Consider the following 2,240-nt stretch of genomic DNA (forward strand, 5'->3'; position numbering starts at 1 on the left):
GGCGCCGCCGCTCAGCGTGTCCTTGCCCAATCCGCCATAGATCCTGTTGGCGAAAGCATCGCCGGTCAGAATGTCATTGGCGGTTCCGCCGGTCAGGGTGGCGACGGCGGCGGTGTCGCGGGTCATGGTTCCGGCGGCGACATTGACCAGATAAGGCACGGTCCAAGACTGGCCGTTCTCCTTGACGGTGGCGAGCGCCGCCTTGAGGCCCGTGCTGGTGGCATAGGCATGGCCGAAACTGGCGAGGCCGCCTGCGGGCGTGAGCGTATCGACCGCCCCATCGCCCCACGCGACGCTCACGCTTGAAGCGGCGCCGACACCGAACCGCGCTTCGACATAACGCCCGGCCGCGATGGCCGCGCCCTGGGCGATATAGTTGGTATCGACGAGAAAGACGTCTTCAGAGGTATTGGTGTCGCCCGGCACCAGGTTTGTGGCTTGACTGGAGAACAGCACGTAGCGGCCATCGGGACTGATGTTGGCTTCGTTGCTATCGTCATCGCCTGCGGCTCCGTTGGCTGCGGTTGAAATACGGACGATCTCGCCGGTGACGAGATCCTTGCGGAAGACGTCGTAACGGTTGTTGGTGTCGCCAGGGACCAGGTTGTCGGCCTCGCTCTCGAAGACGACATAGCGCCCATCGGCGCTGATCTTGGCGTCGAAGCTGTGATTGTTGCCGTGAGTTCCGTTGGCCGCGGTGGAGACGAGCACGATTTCTCCCGTCACCAGATCCTTGCGGAAGATATCGGGGGCGTTATTGGTGTCGTTGGCCACTAGATTGCTGGCATTGCTGTTGAACACCACGTAGCGCCCGTCAGCGCTCAGCGCGGCAGTGCTGCTCCTGGCGTTACCAGAGGCCCCATCGGGGGCGGTAGAGAGGCAGGAGACGGCGCCGGTGGTCAGGTCCTTGTAGAAGATATCGTACGTCCCGTTGGTGTCGCCACGGGCCAGATTGCTGGCTGAACTTGCAAAAACCATGAAGCGTCCATTGGCGCTGAGTTGCGCCTCGAAGCTGTCGCCATTGGCCTGCACCGCTCCGCTAGCCGTAGAGAGCCTGACGATTTCTCCGGTCAGCATGTCCTTACGGAAGATGTCGGGAGCGTTATTGGTATCGTTCGCCACCAAATTGGCCGCCTCGCTTTCGAACACCACATAGCGCCCATCGGCGCTGAGAACGGGTCTGTAGCTATTGCCACCGCCTTGCGTGCCGTCGGCGGCGGTGGATACGAGAGCGACAATTCCTGTCTTCAGATCCTTCCAGAAGATGTCGTATTTGCCGTTGGTGTCGCCGGTCGCCAGATTGGTCGCGGCACTTTGAAAAACGGCATAGCGCCCATCGGCGCTCAGTTGGGCCATCCAACTCCCGCCGTTGCCCTGCTCCCCGTCTGCTGCCGTGGACAGGGAGGTGATGGTGCCGGTCCACAGGTCCTTGCGGAAAAGGCCAGTGTCTCCGGTCGTGTCAGTGGTGGTGAGATTGGTCGCGCTGCTTTCGAAGATGACGTAACGGCCATCGCGGCTGAAATCGGCGGTATAGCTATGGCTATCGCCCTGCGTCCCATCAGCGGCGGTCGAGACGGGGGAGATGACGGAGGTGGCCGATAGGCGGGAGAAGGATTGCAGAGTCAGGGTGAGGGGCATGGCGATGCGCTCCTGAAGTGAAAGGTGTCGTTGCTTATGTCATGTAATTCCGTTTCGCAACGAGAACCCTTGCTTTTTAAGGGTTCGGGCCATTGCAGATCCGTTCCGTCAGCCCGCCTGTTCTTCGCCTCTCGCCCCCGGCGTCCACCTTTCTGCCCGAATGCCACGCTCCCTTTTTCACGAGGCGGCTTAGGCGCTAGATCACCATGAAGTCTGCGGCGGTGAGCTTGTGCTTGGGGCCGATGGTGGCGAAGGCGATGGCCTTGTTCGAACCCGAGCCGTCAGCGTCGTAAGCGAGCGTGCCTTTGCTCGGGTCGTAGATGAGGTAGTCGTTCTTGTCCTTGGCCTCGGCTCCGATGGCGAAGAACGCCTTGTTGAGCTTGCCGGGTTTGTCCAGCGAGCCTTTGCCGAGCTTTCTGAAGATGGCGTTGTCGAGCCAGATCGTGTCGTCCTTCACGTTGAAATCGGTGATCTTGTCGACATTCGTCTTCGCGTTCAGTTTGGTGTTGAACACGAACACATCCCGGCCGGCGCCGCCGCTCAGCGTGTCCTTGCCCAATCCGCCATAGATCCTGTTGGCGAAAGCATCGCCGGTCAGAATG

2 protein-coding genes are annotated in these 2,240 nt (G+C 60.9%); both read right to left on the reverse strand.

Annotated elements, in window-relative coordinates; translation table 11 throughout:
• Positions 1-1,638 (reverse strand): TolB-like translocation protein (locus HB375_RS17890; RefSeq protein WP_167674459.1); only part of this gene is annotated, 1,638 nt, incomplete at its 3' end.
• A gap of 196 nt (positions 1,639-1,834) precedes the next feature.
• The coding region (locus HB375_RS17895; RefSeq protein WP_205800266.1) for a M10 family metallopeptidase C-terminal domain-containing protein at positions 1,835-2,240 on the reverse strand (406 nt) is incomplete at its 5' end.

Source organism: Microvirga terricola (assembly GCF_011777495.1).
Lineage (GTDB): Bacteria > Pseudomonadota > Alphaproteobacteria > Rhizobiales > Beijerinckiaceae > Microvirga > Microvirga terricola.